15 protein-coding genes, 1 tRNA gene and 1 pseudogene are annotated in these 16,527 nt (G+C 62.7%); 6 read left to right on the plus strand and 11 right to left on the minus strand.

The window, feature by feature from the left end; translation table 11 throughout:
• Nucleotides 1-118 precede the first annotated feature (118 nt).
• Nucleotides 119-889, minus strand: a complete 771-nt coding sequence (locus tag VFW69_RS22170; RefSeq protein ID WP_526504635.1) for a DUF4268 domain-containing protein — start codon at nt 887-889, stop codon at nt 119-121.
• A 1,114-nt stretch (nt 890-2,003) separates the two neighbouring features.
• On the opposite strand from VFW69_RS22170, the gene VFW69_RS22175 reads away from it, so the two are divergent.
• Together VFW69_RS22175 and VFW69_RS22180 are read left to right on the plus strand one after the other, a co-directional pair.
• On the plus strand, nt 2,004-2,180 hold the full coding sequence (locus VFW69_RS22175; protein ID WP_526504637.1) for a hypothetical protein: 177 nt from the start codon (nt 2,004-2,006) through the stop codon (nt 2,178-2,180).
• Nucleotides 2,173-2,514, plus strand: coding sequence for an RNA polymerase-binding protein RbpA (locus VFW69_RS22180; protein WP_526504774.1), 342 nt, complete (start codon nt 2,173-2,175; stop codon nt 2,512-2,514). The genes VFW69_RS22175 and VFW69_RS22180 overlap by 8 nt, the downstream gene beginning before the upstream one ends.
• A gap of 52 nt (nt 2,515-2,566) precedes the next feature.
• Here VFW69_RS22180 and VFW69_RS22185 read toward each other — a convergent pair.
• The 3 genes and pseudogenes from VFW69_RS22185 to VFW69_RS22195 form a co-directional block, all read right to left on the minus strand.
• A pseudogene (locus VFW69_RS22185) lies at nt 2,567-2,719 on the minus strand (PPOX class F420-dependent enzyme); the annotation flags it as partial.
• Between the two features lie 1,398 nt (nt 2,720-4,117).
• A complete protein-coding gene (locus VFW69_RS22190) occupies nt 4,118-4,837 on the minus strand; it encodes a class I SAM-dependent methyltransferase (protein WP_526504776.1) in 720 nt (239 codons plus the stop codon).
• A 579-nt stretch (nt 4,838-5,416) separates the two neighbouring features.
• Nucleotides 5,417-5,797 carry a hypothetical protein gene (locus VFW69_RS22195; protein WP_526504639.1) on the minus strand — a complete coding sequence of 127 codons (381 nt, stop codon included), beginning with the start codon at nt 5,795-5,797 and terminating at the stop codon, nt 5,417-5,419.
• Nucleotides 5,798-6,038: 241 nt separating this feature from the next.
• Between VFW69_RS22195 and VFW69_RS22200 the strand changes: the two genes are divergently transcribed.
• A complete protein-coding gene (locus VFW69_RS22200) occupies nt 6,039-6,479 on the plus strand; it encodes a hypothetical protein (RefSeq protein ID WP_526504641.1) in 441 nt (146 codons plus the stop codon).
• 62 nt (nt 6,480-6,541) lie between these two features.
• Nucleotides 6,542-7,117, plus strand: coding sequence for a MarR family winged helix-turn-helix transcriptional regulator (locus VFW69_RS22205; protein ID WP_526504643.1), 576 nt, complete (start codon nt 6,542-6,544; stop codon nt 7,115-7,117).
• A 211-nt stretch (nt 7,118-7,328) separates the two neighbouring features.
• On the opposite strand, the gene VFW69_RS22210 is transcribed toward VFW69_RS22205, so the two are convergent.
• Nucleotides 7,329-7,901, minus strand: coding sequence for an NADPH-dependent FMN reductase (locus VFW69_RS22210; protein WP_526504645.1), 573 nt, complete (start codon nt 7,899-7,901; stop codon nt 7,329-7,331).
• 408 nt (nt 7,902-8,309) lie between these two features.
• Here VFW69_RS22210 and VFW69_RS22215 point away from each other — a divergent pair, with 408 nt between their 5' ends.
• Nucleotides 8,310-8,822 (plus strand): Dps family protein, encoded by a 513-nt coding sequence (locus VFW69_RS22215; protein ID WP_526504647.1) that lies wholly within the window; start codon nt 8,310-8,312, stop codon nt 8,820-8,822.
• Nucleotides 8,823-9,522: 700 nt separating this feature from the next.
• Here VFW69_RS22215 and VFW69_RS22220 read toward each other — a convergent pair.
• The 6 genes from VFW69_RS22220 to VFW69_RS22245 all read right to left on the minus strand — a co-directional run bounded on the left by VFW69_RS22220 (nt 9,523) and on the right by VFW69_RS22245 (nt 14,766).
• Nucleotides 9,523-9,595 (minus strand) — tRNA-Arg (locus VFW69_RS22220).
• A gap of 48 nt (nt 9,596-9,643) precedes the next feature.
• Nucleotides 9,644-10,468, minus strand: coding sequence for an LLM class F420-dependent oxidoreductase (locus tag VFW69_RS22225; protein ID WP_526504649.1), 825 nt, complete (start codon nt 10,466-10,468; stop codon nt 9,644-9,646).
• Between the two features lie 7 nt (nt 10,469-10,475).
• Nucleotides 10,476-11,552 carry a poly-gamma-glutamate hydrolase family protein gene (locus tag VFW69_RS22230; RefSeq protein WP_526504651.1) on the minus strand — a complete coding sequence of 359 codons (1,077 nt, stop codon included), beginning with the start codon at nt 11,550-11,552 and terminating at the stop codon, nt 10,476-10,478.
• A complete protein-coding gene (locus tag VFW69_RS22235; protein WP_526504778.1) occupies nt 11,553-12,794 on the minus strand; it encodes an Nramp family divalent metal transporter in 1,242 nt (413 codons plus the stop codon).
• Nucleotides 12,795-12,874: 80 nt separating this feature from the next.
• Nucleotides 12,875-13,951 (minus strand): NAD(P)H-dependent amine dehydrogenase family protein, encoded by a 1,077-nt coding sequence (locus VFW69_RS22240; protein ID WP_526504653.1) that lies wholly within the window; start codon nt 13,949-13,951, stop codon nt 12,875-12,877.
• A gap of 23 nt (nt 13,952-13,974) precedes the next feature.
• Nucleotides 13,975-14,766, minus strand: coding sequence for an SDR family oxidoreductase (locus tag VFW69_RS22245; RefSeq protein WP_526504655.1), 792 nt, complete (start codon nt 14,764-14,766; stop codon nt 13,975-13,977).
• A 642-nt stretch (nt 14,767-15,408) separates the two neighbouring features.
• Between VFW69_RS22245 and pstS the strand changes: the two genes are divergently transcribed.
• Entirely contained in the window at nt 15,409-16,521 is a 1,113-nt protein-coding gene (gene pstS, locus VFW69_RS22250) for a phosphate ABC transporter substrate-binding protein PstS (RefSeq protein ID WP_526504657.1), read from the plus strand.
• Nucleotides 16,522-16,527: the final 6 nt, after the last annotated feature.

Raw genomic sequence — 16,527 nt, forward strand, 5'->3', positions numbered from 1 at the left:
CACTTAGGCCGGTTCGATGAACGTTCCGGTGGCGGGTTGTGTCCCAATCGGTTAGCTCGCGGGTTTTCCAGCAGCGCATCCGTTACGTGCACCGACGGTAGGAGCCCCCGCAGTTCAGTTAGCCAGCTTCCGCAAAACGCATGGAAGGCATCGTCTCTTTCAGTCTCCCGAGCCCACCGACCGCTTCAACCGCTTGCCTGAACCGCTGATGCTGATCCAGCGCCCAGTCGAGCATCGCGGGCCACAGATCCACATCCGCAACATCGTCGAACTGCGATGTGACGCAGATTGCGGCGGCCTTCTTACCGGGCTTGTCGTCCCACTCGGCGACCTGGCCCAGAACGCCCTCGAATTCACGTTTTATCGCGCGGAGTGCCTCGAACCGGCCCAAATTGATTCTGGGATCGGGACTGCCGAAGTAAAGCTGCACGCCGAGACCCTGGTGAGTGAAGGCGGTCGAGTAGGAAACCGCGCTCGTGCCGGTAGGGAGGTTGTATCGCGAGGCGCGTGTCGGTGTTTTCCTCTTTGTCCAGCCGGGGTGCTCCGCGCCTACGCGGTTGAGGAATTGCTCCCAGAAATCCCAATACAGCTTGGAGCGCTCGGTCAGCGTCGCTGCCTTACCTTGCGTTCCCAACTTGCTTGGCGGCGTAACCCCGTTGGAGTTCGGCGCAGGGGTGGAGTCGTCGGTCGGGGCCACCTCGATCTCGAGTCCGGCAGGGCGAACATCGGCGTCGCGTGCGGCTGCTTTAGCCGTTGCGGCTCGAGTCCTCGCCTTGGCGGCCCTCGCCTTGGCGGGCCTCGTCTGAACGACCAACGCGCCGAGCACAATTCCACCAATAGCGACAAAGAAAACGAGAAAGAGAATGTAAAAGAAGCCCGCCGCGTCCATGACATCACCGCCAGAAAGCCAGCTGGTGGAACTCGGCGGCAAATCCGTACAGATGCTGGCTCAGCGACTGGGCGGTCATGAGACGGCTACTACACGCGACTGTTGAACGCCGTCGTGGCCGTGAGATGCGCGGGACAACATGCTCGCCCGAACCTCCGGGATTGGTGATGCTGTTTGGTGACGTTGCCCGACTTCGTCGATTCGAGCGTAGATGCCTGCGCTGTTGGTTACACGGGAAATCGTGAAACTTGCGCAACCGGTAGGTGCTGTTGGGCTGTGACCGCGGCCGTGCGCACCGAACTTGAGGCGGCGCCGGCGGCTGCGGAACGTCCCGGCCTGACAGCGGTGGCGTGAGCATTGGCCGCTGACTGATGTCAACCTCCTTGCGGGTCAGAACAAGAGCGGTAAGTCGAATGTGCTTCACGTAGTCCCGCTCGCGACCAAAAGCGCCGGCACTAATCGCAGCTCGAAGTCAATCGTCGGTGTCACACATGGCGCGAGGCTAGGTAAGTGCGCGGATGGCACGCACTTCACCAGGGTCACCAAGCGGCTTCTCCAGACAGGCGTAATCGGGCCCGTAATATCACTGCCTCGGCTTCTGCAACTACTGCTTCTGCCGCCTTGGCTTCTGGCGTCGCCGCGACTGCCTCGGATTCTGCTGCCTCGGCGCGCCGGGCCGCGTCATTGCGTCCCGTCGCCAGCGCGGAAATCAACGCCGCGGCGCATGCTACGGCGGCCACGACCGGCCCCGCAGCGGCGGTGATGACGAACGCAAAGGAAAAGCTCAAGACAATGAGCCGAACAAGCCTGCTGGTCCTCATGGAGGTTAAGTCGGCTGGTACCGCGTTGACGTTACGTAAGGACTCGTGGGCGATGCCGTCATTGTCCCGGTCCAGGTTGGGTAGGTAGGCGGGGCCGCCCTCGGAATGTTGTACCGGCCGTCCTACGAATATGCCGGCGCAAAGTGGTTAGCCCGCCAGCGGAGTAGGGTGGCGGGGGCGGTTGGGAGACGCTAGAAAACACCCCCGGTGCATCTCGGATAGACAGCTGGACGGCATCAAACTCCAAGTCGAAGTCCGTGCGTCTCAGTAAATCCCTGCCCCAGGAAGAAATTATGCCCACCTTAGAGGCGCAGCTCCGCCAGGACTTGCGCAACTACGCCCTCGAGTTACGACAACTTGCCTACACCCTGCCCGAAGGTGTGGGGGAGCACCATCTGCTTGAAATGTCGGGTCGGATGCGCGTTGCTGCCGATCAAGTGGAGCGTCAGGGAAGCGTTGATGATGGCTGATCGCGTCATGAGAGGCAGTCGCCTCGGATTCGTGAGCTACGAGGCTGACCGCAACCACAGCCTCGCGCCACGTCAGGTCGCGCGGTATCGGACCGAGAACGGTGGCGAGTTTGAGGTTCCCTTCGCGGAAGACGCTGAGATCCCCGGCACCTGGCTGTGCCGCAACGGCATGGAGGGCACTCTGATCGAGGGCGGTGACCCGGCCGAACCCAAGAAGGTCAAGGTGCCACGCACACCCTGGGACATGCTGCGGGAACGCCGCTCGATCGAGGAACTCGACGAACTGCTCAGGGAACGCCTCGAGATCATCAAGTCGGGCCGCCGCGGCAGTTAGCTTCGCTTTGGGGGTTTCTGGTTAATGTGTTGCGGATCTTCTGATGCTCCTACAGATGAGCGGTGACCAGCTCATCACCGCCGTCAGCGGTACTCTGCACCGTCATCCAGACCAGGCTGACTTGCGGGCTGCCGTCGCGATTGATCGTGACCAGCGTTGCAGGGTCGGAACCGATCAGTTGGCGTGCGGCGTCGTTGAGTCTGATGATGTTCATTGCGTTCTCCTGAGTCGTCATTTTCGGATGTCTATCCATACGACGAAAAGCTGTGCTTAGACCGACAGCCCGACAACAAATCAACCGATGAGGGCCCACCGACTCGGTCGCCGGTGCTGGACCAGCGGCGCTCCGGTCATGGCACTCAGCGTTTCCCGGCTGGCCCTCTTACAAGCGCGGAACAATGAGACCAGTGTGGCCTCGTAGTTCCCTCTAGTAATTATCGAGGCAGCTGGTTACGCCGGGAATGACGAGCGGGTCCACGTGATTCTGAACCGCCTGAAGGGAGGAGATAGTGCACAAATATTGCATGGGCTTGCGTTTACCTTCTTCAGATGGTGCCCCGGCAGGATTCGACCCTGCGACTCCGGCTTTCGGAGAGCCGACTGGTCTTGACGCTGCTCACTTGTTATCGCAAGTCGGTGTAGCGCAATATCTTTCGATAGCCTACCGTGTCAACGGCTATCGGTAATCCTGCACTGTTTTAGTCCTAATGGATGAACAAACGATGGCTATAACCGGGTGTTTCGATCGGCTGTGAGCGGGCGACCCGCAACTTAGCGGATCCGGTCGTGAGCACGGCACGCCTACTAGAGGCCACCGCACCGCGAGGGGGCCAAGATGGGTGACCACGGGGGGCAATCAGCTGGCAACGGTTGCGGCGGAGGCGGCGGGATTGGAGTTGGGAATAGGTTAGGTCCCTCCCAATAGTGCGCAGGAGCCGTAGTCCGCACGTCGTAGTCGAAGTAGTAGGTGTGGCAGACACCCATGTCCCAAACTAGGTCTGTATCCGACCGTGGTGGATCATTCGGCATAGCTTGTCCCGGACACCATTGGAATGGGCCATAGGTATAGGCATGGGCGGTACCAGCACCCAGTCCCAAACCTGCCGCGCCCAAACCGCCGGACACCAGCATGATCGTTGCTGACCCAACGATTCCTCGTTTCATAAACCGCAGATTATTCCCATGTGACCCGGGAACACTGGAAAATCGCACAGCTCGGTTCATGTTGGTCGTTCGTTGCTGGGGGCCCGCAGTGAGGTGACCCAGTGCAGGCGAGAGTTCCCATCAACAAGGTCCAAGGCTGTGGTGACCGCGGGTCAGGCAACGAGAACTAGCCTCAATCCTTGGCAACGGTAATCCCCCGAAAGACGTTGCGCCGCAACGGCAACATCAATCTATTGCAATCGTTAGAACGGCCGACAGGTAATCCTAGGTCGCACGTTCGAGTCGTGCCGGGCCACTGTCAGTCATATGACGTCGTTTGATGCTCGACATTTTGTCGTCGGGTCATGCGTGGCAGAGTTTCGGCTGATGCTGACAGTTACTTCAGCTGATCCCACTCCCTGCATGAAGGAGTTGAGCGTGGCTGAACAATGCTTTACGGCTACCGGCTCGCCACCACGATTTGTGGCCTGAAAGTTTTGCCACCCCGCAGCTCGACCTTGATCGCCGGGTCGGCGTACCGTGCCAACGTCCTCAGCGCCGACTGGCTGTAGGCGCGCAGCCCGCTGATGAATCCGTCATGCGGTACCGGCAATATCGGTGCGAACGGCAGGGTCAGCGACAACCGCGCGATGTGCACTAACGACGGCGGACGCGACAAGTCGATGATCAGCAGTTTCCTCGCGACGCGGGTGCCTTCGGCGAACACTCGGGCGGCCAGCGGCGGCCGGAGGTGGTGCAACGACAACGCGAACACAGCGAGGTCGTAGTGTCCATCGGGCGCGTCGATGGTGGTGGCGTCCATCGCGCGAACCACCGCCCGCGGGTGCCTGCCTAAGTCACTTGCGGCGATGGTGGCCACAAACGTGGGATCGATGTCGGTAGCCGTCACTTGGGCGGTGGGATGCATCTCCAGCAGAGCTCGCGATAGCCCGCCGTGGCCGGCACCGAGTTCGACGATATTGGGATCGGGCACCTCCGCGACCTCATCGAGCGCGATGCGCGCAAACTTCTTCTGCGCACCGGAAATCCTCTCCATGCGGTCTAGGTTGCGGACCACCTTGCGTTTCAGATCGTCGACGTCGTCGCGGTCGAGATATTCCAGACGATCGGTCTGCAGCCGCCGGTCCAGCCACGAGGCGTCCGGTCCGCCGCGCGGCATGCGGTCGATTTGGAAGCTTTCCGCGGCCACTGTGCCACCACGTTTTGAACCGGTCAAAAAGTTCAACACCACGCCAAGCACCCCCGTTCGCAGTTTTCATGACATTGCCCTATTCGCGAGGAATAAACGTTACACGTGCGTTAATTGTTTTCTGTGCGCACACTCCGAGTCGACGGTTGAGCGATTCGTCAGTCGACTCCAGGCTTATCGAGCGCTCAGCGTGGATATGCGCCTGTTGAGCCTGGTCGGCCCAAGCGCGTAACCCAAACGCCGACACTGGTCCTCGAAGGCGCCGACGTATGTGCGGCCCGCGACCCGATAGGGAAAGGCTCGCTGTATGCCATCGAGTCTCCAGCATCATGATGTGGCCCATGTTGGGGAAACCACGCTGAAGCCTTGTTCTAGACAGTCGCCGAACGAATCGACGGCTGGCTCACCACGCGAGGGCCACGAGCCCGACCGGAGAGAGGGGTGGCCCGACAACTATGACGCGGGCCCGTGGTCCGCAACGGCGTGGCGCGGCCATGGACAGCGGGGACTGGGTATGGTCAGGGCCGGTCCGGACCTTCGGCGGCGCACCTATTGAAATTCGAGGTAGTCGACGCTCAACGCGACTACGCGTGCCCCGAAAGCGCCTCCTTTGTAGGTGTTACATGCCAGGGTGACCGTTTCGTCGCGAGTGGTGGTGAGTCCGGCGACGAGCGTAATGCCTGAATTATCCCATTCGTTCAGATAGATCCTTACTTTTTCAAGTTCGATGTTCGCATCGTAAAGAAGCCGGGCTTCGGCATATTGTTTGGAGCCATCGTAATTCCACAACACGACTGTGCCCATGAGGAGCCAGTTGAGTTCCTGACGGTCCGGGTTGCGCAGGTCTACCTTTGCGACGATGACGTCGCTGAAATGTTCGAGATCCACTTGGTCGTAGATGCCATTGATGATGGCTCGGCTGGTGCCCATTCGCGTCTCCCCTCATTCAGATGCGAGTGAGCGGGAAGACTACGCGACCGGCCCATCGCGGGGGTTTGATTCAGCGAATCGACGATCATCACGCGGAATTAAAACGTCAAGCGTCAGCCGAGGTCATACAGCTCGGTCGGTGCCCCTGTTCAGAGTCGGTTGATGGTTGACGTTTTGGTTTCGGTTGATCGTTGACACTCGTGTTGTGTGGGGTTGACCCCTGACGGCGGACACCTGACTGGTGGGACTGCTGGTCCCGCGGGAAGCATGTCCGTATGTCGCGACGCTGACCGAGGTCGCTACACCGCAACTCAGTGCTGCCTTTGCGGACGCGATTCGTCGGTTCGTGCGATTCGCCGCCGAGCACCCCGAACTAAACCAGATCATTGTCCACGAGGGCACGGCGGAGAGCGACCGGTTGACATGGATGACCGAAACCCACGTGAAGCCAGTCTTCGATGCCATTAGGCCGGCATGGCAGATCCTTCGTGACGCGGGGGTTGCCGCACCCATCGACAGCTCGATCCTGCACTACGTACTCATCGGCGCTGCATCGCTGCCGTATGTCAACGCCCCCGAAGTCCGCCTTCTCACTGGCCAGGATCCGAAGAGCCACGCGTGGATCGACGCTCACGCCAACGGATTGGTCGCCATTCTGCTGCCGGGATTAGCCGCCGCCTGACAAGGGGACGTGCTCAGTGCGCAAAGCAGCGCTTTACTTGCTCGCGCGAACAGATACTACGTATGTTGAGACTCGTGGCAGCTGGTAAACCGGGCAGTAAGAGAACGCGAAGTACGAAGGTCGATGGGGTGACCCCGCTCAGCGCGGGTGAATTCAGGGTGATTCGTTCGTTGCACCCGGGTTTTGTCACCATGATGCGGCAACTCGATGTCGACTTGCAGCGCGAGCATCGCATGTCGCACGCCGAATTCGTCGCGTTGATGTTTTTGTCTGAGGCTTCCGACCGCACGTTAGGGCTCAGCGATTTGGCCCGGCGTTGCCAGCAGTCGTTGAGCGCGATTAGCCGTACGGTCGGGCGGATGGAGGCCCAGGGGTTGGTCCGCCGTGAGCAGTCATCCCACGACGCGCGGGCCTACAACGCTGTGCTCACCGATGCCGGGCTCACCCGATTGGAACAAGCCGTCCCCGCCCATGTCGCGAGCCTGCGCCGTCACCTATTCGATCACCTCGACGGTGTCAACCTCAACGCAATCGGCGATGCCTTCGAACGCATTGCGGCTGCCGCTAGCGGAGATCCTCATGCAGTTCCTGGTCAACCATCACCAGACACCCCGATGGGGCGATACATCACGGCCTGAACGGGTATCGCCCTTCGTTGGCGGCTGCTCGTGGACCGAGGAGATCTCCGCATGTCGTTGTCGGAGCGCCGAGAGGGCGTCGTTTGCGATGCGTTCGGCTCTGCCGGCTTCCGCCGGTGATGTCCCATCTGGTGAAAACCTCGCGCTCGATCTCCTCGATGTCAAGCAGCCTTACTGTTGACATACCTACCTCCTGTCCGTGAATTCCGGTTTATGACTCCGCGACAGCCTGACGACGGTTGTCGACCGCGGCGGCGAGAGCGGCCAGGATGGTGGGCATCGCGTCGGCAATCTCGTCGTCGTGTGCGGGGTGGATGGTCGCGAATCGGGTCGATCCGTGCGGCACCGACAGCGTGACGTCATCGAGCACCCTTGCGCCGGCGATGCTCGCTACTTTGCGAGTGTCGTCGTGGGCCCACACCCCGCCGTACTGGCCATTCGATACGCCGATGGCAGCCAACGGCTTTCCGCTGATCGCCCCGGCTCCGTAGGGTCGCGAGATCCAATCGATGGCGTTTTTGAGCGAGGCCGGCATGGTGCCGTTGTATTCGGGGGTGACGAGTAACAGCGCGTCGGCGGACTCAACTTCGACGCGAAGCCAGTCTGCGGCCGCAACTGCGCCCGGGCGGTCGATGTCTTCGTTGTAGAAAGCCACGTCGGCCAGGTTGTCGAAGATGTCGACGTCGACGCCGTCGGGTGCATATTTGACGGCCGCCTCGGCGAGCTGTTTGTTGTACGAGCCGGCACGCAGGCTTCCCACCAGGGCCAGGATTCGGGTGGTCACGGGGCTCTCCATCTCGTTGGAATTTGCTTGCGCCGACAAGCATAACATTGCTTGCGCGAACAACCAAGTGCCAAAGTCCGGAGTTATGAGCGCGTGCCGCGCGAGAACAGCGCTCACAGACGACGAAGTCAGAGTGATCGATAGGCTGCGCCCGGCGGTATCTGCTGGGATCAGTTGCACGGTGTCGACCTGCGCGCCCTCGGCACTGCGCTCGAACGCATCGCCGTCGCAGAGGATTCCACGTCCGCACCCGGCGTGTGACTGGCGGGCCACATAACTTTTCGCTTCTTCGTTTGTGGGCGATGCCACAGCCGAGGTTCCCCATGAGTAGTTGCTTGTTAACGCAAGCAACTATAGACTTGTGAGCGCAAGCAAGTTCATTTCATTTGGTTGGAAGGATGCCCCACCATGACCGCAGCCCAGAAGGCCGACCGGCGTGGCAACCGTCGTCACGCCGACGAAATCCACAACTTCACGCCGTCCCCACAGCTGGCCGCCAGTCTGCAGCGCGTGCTAGTCGACCTCGTTGAGCTTCACCTGCAGGGCAAGCAAGCGCACTGGAACGTCATCGGCTCAAATTTCCGCGACCTGCACCTGCAGCTCGACGAGCTCGTTGACGCCGCCCGCGAGGCCAGCGACACCATCGCCGAGCGGATGCGTGCCCTCGACGCCGTCCCCGATGGCCGGTCCGACACCGTCGCAGCGACGACGAGCCTGCCGCAGTTCCCGGCCAACGAGGTAATCACCGGCGATGTCGTCGATCTGGTGACCACGCGGACGTACGCAACGGTCGACACCATTCGTGATGTGCACGACGCGGTGGACGCCGTCGACCCGAGTACCAGCGATCTGCTCCACGAAGTCATCGACTCGCTGGAGAAGCTCGCTTGGATGATCAAATCCGAGAACCGCAAGATTTAACCCGGCAAGGCGGCGTCTCGCCTTGGTCCGAATCCGTAGGGGATCCAGTCGAAGACGCCGGACGCTGGGCGCAGGAAGTGAAATCACGAGGTCGGTGTACGCGGGCCGACTGCCCGGCGCGCAATTACATCGACAGGACAACGGACGTCTGATTCTACCCGCGCTGCTGCATTCGGACTCGCGGAGCGCATTTCTCGGTATCAAGTCTCACCGCTTCGCTTCGAGGAAAGAGGTATGACATGACGAATCAGCACCTCCAACGGATCACGAAAATCTTGATCGGTGCTGCTGTCGCTCTCGGCGCTTACGTGGGGGGAGCGGCACCAGTCAGCGCTGACCCGAACCCGATCGGCAGCGCCCCGAACCCGTTCGGCGGCCTCAGCTGTGGCTGCCGAGAGACAGCTCCGCCCGGCAGCCCAGCTCTGAGGGAAGGGATAGATCGGGGAATCCGGGAGGGCCGCACTGCCTGGTTGCTAATACTTCGCCATTGACCCAGCCCGGCGATCGCCGTGACGTCGCGGCCGCTCTGCGACGGACGTCACTGGACGTCAAAATCCTCATCGAGATCGAATGATTGCCAGCGCCGAGCCAATGCGAGCCATCTGATGCCAAAAAATCGCCGACCACAGCACCGACCAGAACAAGCGAAGACCAGTCGGCGGGCATCAAAAATCAGCGCTGAACTGCGGTTTCCCGCCTGTGCCCCCGGCAGGATTCGAACCTGCGACACCGGCTTTAGGAGAGCCGTGCTCTATCCCCTGAGCTACGGGGGCGGACGGGCCTGAGCTTACCGGCAGGCCCCCAGGTAATCGCCCCGGCGGTCAGCGCAGTTCGGCGATCACCTTGGAAAAGTTGTCGATGTTGTTGTCCTGCACGGTGAAGGACGACACGCCGTACTTGTCGCGGTATGCGGACAACGTGTCGGCGATCTCGCGGGGGGAACCGCTGAGGACCGAGGGTTGGGACAGGATCTCCTCGTCGGACAGGTTGGGCGAGTAAGCGCGGGTCAATTTGAGGTCGGGCTCGGTCTCGCCGTCGCGTGGCATTGCCGTGATCGCCAGGTTCAGCTCGAGTGAGTCGAACCGTTCTCCCGCCGCGTTGCGGACGAACTCGACGCGTTCGGCGAACGGGTCCTCGACGTCGCGCACCTTGGAGCCGGTCAGCCCGATGATGTCGGCGTTGCGGGCTGCAATAGTCAGTACCCGGTCACCATTGCCGGCGATGATGAGTGGCGTCGAAGGGTGGTGCTCTTTCAGGTACTTCGTCATGTGCTCGAGGTAGTCGACCCGCGCGCCGGCGCTGGGATACGGAATCTCCGCGGCCTCGAATTCTTCCCGTACGTAACCGGTGCCGAGCCCGATCTCCAGGCGGCCATCGCTGAGCAGATCCAGGGCTTGCATGTCCCGGCTGAGCAGGGCCGGCTTGTAGAACGCGGAGTTGAGCACATACATGCTCAACCGCAGCGTCGTGGTGACCATCGCGACCGCGGTGAGCGTCGGGAATGGAGCTGCGGCCCCCAAATGGTCCGGCACACAAAGAATGTCGAAGCCGGCGTCCTCGGCGCGCTTGGCCTTGTCGAGTAGTGCCACGCGCGACTTGTAGAACCGCATGCTCATTCCGAAACGAAAGTCCTTGGCCACCAACAATCTCCGTTCAACGATCCGACATTGACCAACTACGGGCGGCCGCGGCCAACCCCTGGGTGAGGGCGCTGGTGACCGACGACAAACCATCATCGCCCGGCAGCGGGCTGCGCGGGCTGATCCCCCTGACCCGCGCCGAGAGCTCCAGCTGGGTGCCGCCGTCACGCACCCGGTTCACCGGGTTGCGCGGGTGCAGGCCCCGCAACTCCGGCGGGATGTCGGCGAGGTCGGTGATCACTTGATAGCCGGTCAGCTGGATGTGCCGGGTCAGGTGAGCGGCCAATGCCCGATTGCGGCCGCCCGCCAACAGCTGGGTGCTGCGACCATCGCGGCCGTACCCGTGCAGCGACACGGCGACATCGACATGGTCGAGGAACTCGGCGAGCCGCGGCGACTCGGCCGGGTCGAACAGCGCCGACGGCAGGTGGTGCGGGTAGCGATCCGGATGGCGCACCACATACACCGAGGCGCCGGCGGCTTCGGCGGCGCGCTCGGCGATCACGTCGGTCATCTCTTCCAGGCCGCCGCCGTGGATCGCGAAAAAGCCGAAACGCGAACGCAATTTGCTGATCTCGGTCACCCCGGGCTCGCTCAGCAATGCCGAAAATGACTGTGGCCCAAGACCGGACGCCGAAGACGATTTCGGGCTGGGCCATCCAGCGGGATCCCAGCGGCGTAAGAAGTCGACCCAGCGTTGCGGCAATCCGTGCTGCGTGGCGCCGTCGATGATCTTGGGCAGGTAGCCCGGACGGGGCGGACCCGGCGTCACCCGGTGGTCGATGTAGACCCAGGCCGGCGCCGGCCCGTCGTCGGTGTGCACGGTCATCTCGTCGCGCCGGTAGCGCACCGGCACACCCTCGGCGCTGTCCAGCGTCGCCAAGTCACCGTCGGAGATCTGCCAAACCACCCCGTACACCTGGTTACCGGCGAGCGGTTCCACGGTGGCCACGCCGCGCTGGTTGATCAGCCAGTCGTGATCGGCCAGCACCGCCGGTCGCGGCCGTGCGGCGTCGGGACAGCGTCGCGCCATCTGCCGGACGCATAGGTTCGACCCGTATGCGAAGTAGAGGTGCCGGCGGGCCGGCATTCAGCCGGTCACCGTCAGCCAGATGAGCACCACGTTAAGCAGACTAATCAATACGCCGACGGCCCAGCCGAGAAGCGTCGTGATGCGGTGATTGACGTCGCCGCCCATCAGCTCGCGATCGCTGGTCAGCTTGATCAAAGGCAGCACCGCAAAAGGTATTCCGAACGACAACACCACCTGCGATAGCACCAACGCGCGGGTGGGATCGAATCCCACCGCCAGGATCACCAGGGCGGGCACCAGGGTGATCACCCGGCGCACCACCATAGGAATCGACCGGTGCAGCAACCCCTGCATGATCATGGCGCCGGCATAGGCGCCCACCGACGACGACGCCAGACCCGACGCGAGCAAGCCGACCGCAAACAGCACCGCGATGGTCGCGCCCAGCGTGTTGTGAATCGCGGAATAGGCGCCCTCGATGGAGGCGCTCACGTCGCGGTGCTGCAGGTTGATCGCGGCGATCAACAGCATCGCGGCGTTCACCGTGCCCGCCACCGTCATCGCCAGCACGACATCCCAACGGGTGACGCGCAGCAGCAGGCGCCGATGCGGCCCCTCGGCGGGATGCCCGTGCCGGTCCAGGACCAGGCCCGAATGCATGTAGACCGCGTGCGGCATCACGGTCGCGCCCAGGATGGCGGCCGCCAGCAGCACGCTTTCGGTGCCGCGGAAACGGGGCACCAGCCCGCCGAGCATCTCCTCCGGCGGCGCCGTCTTGACGAAGAAGCTCGCCGCGAACCCGATCGCGATGACGAGCAACAGGCCGGTGATGACCCGCTCGAAAATGATCTGTCCGCGCCGGTCCTGAATTCCCAGCAGCAGCAAGGCCACCAGGCCGGTGATCAACCCGCCGGCCAGCAGCGGCAAATTGAACAGGATGTGCAAGGCGATGGCCCCACCGACTACTTCGGCCGCATCGGTTGCGACGGCCACGAGTTCGGCTTGAGCCCAGTAGACCAACCGAGCCGGGCGGCCCATCCGCTTGCCGATCGTGCCGGGCAGGGAGCGCCCGGTGACCAGCCCCAGCTTCGCCGACAGATACTGCACCAGCCCCGCCAACACATTTGCCGCCACGATGACCCACAGCAATAAGTAGCCATACTGCGAGCCGGCGCTGACGTTGGCGGCGACGTTTCCCGGGTCGACGTAGGCGATCGCGGCGACAAACGCGGGCCCGAGCAAATACCAGTTGCCCTTGAGCGAGCCCTGGGTGCGCTGCCCCAACGTGCCGACCTCGATTCAGTTCACCAAATAATAAAGTGAGGTTAGTCGAACATCTCGGCGCGGGCGTCAGCGGCTCCAGCATTTCCCCTCGAGCCTCAGCCGCGGAGGTAAAGCCCCTTCCCGGTGACCAGCGGCAGGTCCAGGGTCGTCACGATGCCCGGCTGGGCGGCCACCACCGCGGGAATCGCGTTGACGACGCGCATCGCGGTGGCCACCAGGCCGGCGTGGTTGTGATCGCCCTTGCGGCTGCTCAGGCAGACATCCATGACGTACGACGGTTCGCCGGTGATCTCGATGCGGTAGGAACCACCCTCTTGGGCGGGCTGCGGCCACTCGGGGCACAGGTCCTCGCGCAGCCGGGTGACGTGTTCGAGGACGACGACCGGGTCGCCGTTGACCATGCCGAACACCTCGAAGCGCAGCGCCGCGGCGGTGCCCTTGGCGATATGACCCGCGGCGATGTCGAAGTCCTCGGGAGCGGGTACGCGGACGTAGTCCTGGGTGACCTCGTCGAGCGAAATACCCAGGCCCGCAGCCATTTGGCGGATCACCGACCCCCACGCCAGGCTGAGCACGCCGGGCTGCAGCAGCATCGGAAGCTCGTCCAGCGGCTTGCCGAAGCCCATCACGTCGAACATGACCGCGGCGCTGTCGTACGTGGCGTAGTCGACGATCTCCATGCATCGAATCTGCTGAATGCTCTGGCAGGTACCCGCCAGCGCGAGTGGCAACAGGTCGTTGGCGAAGCCGGGATCGATACCGTTGACGAAGAGGCTCGAATTTCCTTCGCGCGCTGCATCTTCCAAAGGCTTGATGAGTTCCTCGGGGATGACCTGCCACGGATACTGCAAGAAGACCGGGCCGCTGCCGACGATGTTGATTCCCGCCGCCAAGACGCGCCGGTAATCCTCGAGCGCCTCGGGCAACCGGTTGTCGGCCAGCGCGTTGTACACGGCGCATTGCGGCCCGGTGGCGAGCACGGCACCCAGGTCGGTGCTGGCGAGCACGCCGGTCGATTCCGTAAGTCCCGCAAGCTCTGCCGCGTCCTTACCTGCCTTGGCGTCCGAGGACACCCAGACGCCTTTCAGTTCGAACTCGGGATTGGTGATGAGCGCCCGCAGAGCGTGGATACCGACGTTGCCGGTGCCCAATTGGACGACGGGAATGGGCATGACTGGCTCCTTGGCGGTCGGGGTCACAGGTCCGGGACGGGGATGTCGAGGTTGGGGAATGTGAGACCACCGTCCACCTCAAGCGTCTTGCCGGTCAGGAAGCTTCCGGCAGGGGACGCCAAATAAACTGCGGCAGCCGCAATGTCGACGGGATCGCCGAGTCGGCGCATCGGTGTGGCCTTCTCCATCGGCGCACGCAGCTCGTCGTTGGAGGCGACGACGTCCAGGGCGGAGGTCAGGATCGATCCCGGCGCTATCGCGTTGACACGAACGCGCGGGCACAGGTCCAGGGCGGTCAGCCGGGTGTAGTGCGACAGCGCGGCCTTAGCAGTGCCGTAAGCGGCGAAACCGCGCCCGGCCAGCCGACCCATGGTCGAGGTGATGTTGATGATGCTGCCGCCGTCGGAGTGCTCCAGCATCAACGGGACAGCGGCCAGCGTCAGCGCGTGGGCCGTGGCGACGTTGAACGTGAAGGCGTCTTTGAGATCCTTCGTCGAGGTGGTCAGCAGCGTGTTGGGCATGGTCCCGCCGACGTTGTTGACGACGATGTCTAGTTTTCCGAATGCCTCGACGGCCTTGCCGGCCAGCTCCGCGGTGGAGTCGGGATGCGCCAGGTCGGCGGCCACGACTTGGGCCCGCCGTCCGACGGCGCGGACCTGTTCGGCGACGGCTTCTAGTTGGGATTCCGTGCGTGAGGCGATGAGAACATCCGCACCCGCCTCGGCGAAGGCCAGCGCGATGGCCGCCCCGAGGCCGCGGCCTGCACCGGTGATGACGGCGACTTTGTCGTCGAGACGGAACCTGTCGAGGATCATTGGCGGCCTCTCTTCGTTTCGGTGTCAGCCGACACGGTAGCAAGCCGCGCCGTCTTGGATTGGACATTTCTGGAACACGTTCTACTTTTCCGTACGGGCGTGGTGATACGGCCCGCCGAGGAGGCATGCATGCGCCCGAGGCCGCGGTACCGGCCCTCGCCTGCACCGCGACCTCATTCACCCGCCGTTAACCTTGGTGCCGTTAGCTGAACGGCGGCGATCATGTTTGGTCTTCACCGTGAGGAAGTAACTTGAGGCGCAACCGATTTGGGGTCGCTTTGAGTGTTCTTACGGCCGGCGCGTGGTTTTGTCGGGATGCGGGGATGGCGACACCCGAGCGTGGGGAAGCGGGCAACCCCTCGGGCCAGGTCAGTTGCGGGGGAATGTGAGCGCGGGTTCGCGGCCCGCGTTGCGAACTGATCTAAGCAACTTTCTTTGCTGTCGGAGGGCGCCGAAACAAAGTCCAGTTCGGATTTCGTCCATGTCGCCGCCGGTCGCCATCGCGTTAAGGCGCGATCGTCGAACAGTTTGCTGACAGTTAACCTTGTTACTGTTAGCTTCGTGGCTGCGAGACGGGCCGGTCGGGGCGCAGCGGTGCTGACCGGCGGCGATCCTGTTTCATCCCTACCGTAAGGAAGCGAATTGAAACTCAACCGATTTGGCGCCGTGCTGGGTGTCCTGAGCGCCGGAGCGCTGGCGCTGTCCGGATGCGGAAGCGACAACAACGGGACCGGCGCGAGCGCAAGTAGCGGTTCCCTGTCGGGCAAGGTGAGCTGCGGCGGGGCGAAAACCCTCAAGGCAAGCGGTTCGACGGCTCAGGCCAACGCGATGACCCGGTTCGTCAACGCCTTCGAGCATGCTTGCCCCGGGCAGACGCTGAACTACACCGCCAACGGTTCGGGTGCGGGAATCAGCGAATTCAACGGCAAACAAACCGATTTCGGGGGTTCGGATTCGCCGCTGGCGCCGAACGAATACGCCGCGGCCCAACAACGTTGCGGTTCGCCGGCGTTGAATCTGCCGGTTGTTTTCGGCCCGATCGCCATCACTTACAACGTCACGGGCGTGAATTCACTGAGCGTGGATGGCGCCACGGCCGCCAAAATCTTCAATGGCGCGATCACGACGTGGAATGATCCCGCCATCCAGGCGCTCAACCCGGGTGTGGCGCTGCCCGCCGAGCCGATCCACGTCGTATTTCGTAACGACGAATCCGGCACCACCGACAACTTCCAGAAGTACCTCGATGCCGCCGCCGATGGCGCGTGGGGCAAAGGTGCCGGCAAGACGTTCAAGGGCGGTGTCGGCGAGGGAGCCAAGGGCAACGACGGCACCTCCGCGGCAATCAAGGCCACCGAAGGATCCATCACCTACAACGAATGGTCGTTTGCTCAGGCACAGAAACTGAACATGGCCAAGGTCGTCACCTCGGCCGGCCCGGATGCGGTGTCGATCAGCGCCGACTCGGTGGGCAAGACGATTGCCGGGGCCAAGATCGCCGGCCAGGAAAACGACTTGGTGCTCGACACGCTGTCGTTCTACAAGCCGACCCAGGCCGGTTCCTACCCGATCGTGTTGGCCACCTACGAGATCGTCTGCTCGAAGTATCCCGACGCCCAGATCGGTACCGCGGTCAAGGCGTTCCTGCAGAGCACCATCGGCGCCGGGCAAAACGGCCTGGCTGACAACGGCTACATCCCAATTCCTGATGCGTTCAAAGCGAGGTTATCTACTTCCATCAACGCCATCACCTAACCTGAG

This window comes from Mycobacterium sp. (genome assembly GCF_036273375.1).
In the GTDB taxonomy this organism is placed as follows: Bacteria; Actinomycetota; Actinomycetes; order Mycobacteriales; family Mycobacteriaceae; genus Mycobacterium.